Origin of the sequence: Collinsella sp. CLA-AA-H167 (assembly GCF_040095305.1) — a bacterium.
In the GTDB taxonomy this organism is placed as follows: Bacteria; Actinomycetota; Coriobacteriia; order Coriobacteriales; family Coriobacteriaceae; genus Collinsella.
The window spans coordinates 1-1,738 of the sequence record NZ_JBBNGA010000024.1; the positions used below are offsets into that span (position 1 = coordinate 1).

The window sequence follows — 1,738 nt, forward strand, 5'->3', positions numbered from 1 at the left end:
GCGTGCACCTTGAGAACCGGATACTGCGAGGATGGACACATTCAGTGTCGCATCCGGGCAGACATCGAACCATTTGAAATGGTCTAACTTGGATTTGTTTTTCGCAAGGCCGCCGAGAGGCGGCCCCGAGAAATTCCTTTTCCTATACTAAAACCATATGAATCGAACGGAACCGATCAGCTAATAGTTGTGAGGACCGGACGGGCTCGAAGCCCAACATATTTGGACGGAGAGTTCGATCCTGGCTCAGGATGAACGCTGGCGGCGCGCCTAACACATGCAAGTCGAACGGCACCCACCTTCGGGTGGAAGCGAGTGGCGAACGGCTGAGTAACACGTGGAGAACCTGCCCCCTCCCCCGGGATAGCCGCCCGAAAGGACGGGTAATACCGGATACCCCGGGGTGCCGCATGGCACCCCGGCTAAAGCCCCGACGGGAGGGGATGGCTCCGCGGCCCATCAGGTAGACGGCGGGGTGACGGCCCACCGTGCCGACAACGGGTAGCCGGGTTGAGAGACCGACCGGCCAGATTGGGACTGAGACACGGCCCAGACTCCTACGGGAGGCAGCAGTGGGGAATCTTGCGCAATGGGGGGAACCCTGACGCAGCGACGCCGCGTGCGGGACGGAGGCCTTCGGGTCGTAAACCGCTTTCAGCAGGGAAGAGTCAAGACTGTACCTGCAGAAGAAGCCCCGGCTAACTACGTGCCAGCAGCCGCGGTAATACGTAGGGGGCGAGCGTTATCCGGATTCATTGGGCGTAAAGCGCGCGTAGGCGGCCCGGCAGGCCGGGGGTCGAAGCGGGGGGCTCAACCCCCCGAAGCCCCCGGAACCTCCGCGGCTTGGGTCCGGTAGGGGAGGGTGGAACACCCGGTGTAGCGGTGGAATGCGCAGATATCGGGTGGAACACCGGTGGCGAAGGCGGCCCTCTGGGCCGAGACCGACGCTGAGGCGCGAAAGCTGGGGGAGCGAACAGGATTAGATACCCTGGTAGTCCCAGCCGTAAACGATGGACGCTAGGTGTGGGGGGACGATCCCCCCGTGCCGCAGCCAACGCATTAAGCGTCCCGCCTGGGGAGTACGGCCGCAAGGCTAAAACTCAAAGGAATTGACGGGGGCCCGCACAAGCAGCGGAGCATGTGGCTTAATTCGAAGCAACGCGAAGAACCTTACCAGGGCTTGACATATGGGTGAAGCGGGGGAGACCCCGTGGCCGAGAGGAGCCCATACAGGTGGTGCATGGCTGTCGTCAGCTCGTGTCGTGAGATGTTGGGTTAAGTCCCGCAACGAGCGCAACCCCCGCCGCGTGTTGCCATCGGGTGATGCCGGGAACCCACGCGGGACCGCCGCCGTCAAGGCGGAGGAGGGCGGGGACGACGTCAAGTCATCATGCCCCTTATGCCCTGGGCTGCACACGTGCTACAATGGCCGGTACAGAGGGATGCCACCCCGCGAGGGGGAGCGGATCCCGGAAAGCCGGCCCCAGTTCGGATTGGGGGCTGCAACCCGCCCCCATGAAGTCGGAGTTGCTAGTAATCGCGGATCAGCATGCCGCGGTGAATGCGTTCCCGGGCCTTGTACACACCGCCCGTCACACCACCCGAGTCGTCTGCACCCGAAGTCGCCGGCCCAACCGAGAGGGGGGAGGCGCCGAAGGTGTGGAGGGTGAGGGGGGTGAAGTCGTAACAAGGTAGCCGTACCGGAAGGTGCGGCTGGATCACCTCCTTTCTAGGGAGA

1 rRNA gene is annotated in these 1,738 nt (G+C 63.3%); it reads left to right on the forward strand.

The window, feature by feature from the left end:
* Positions 1-223 precede the first annotated feature (223 nt).
* Positions 224-1,729 (forward strand): 16S ribosomal RNA (locus AAAT03_RS09820).
* Positions 1,730-1,738 lie beyond the last annotated feature (9 nt).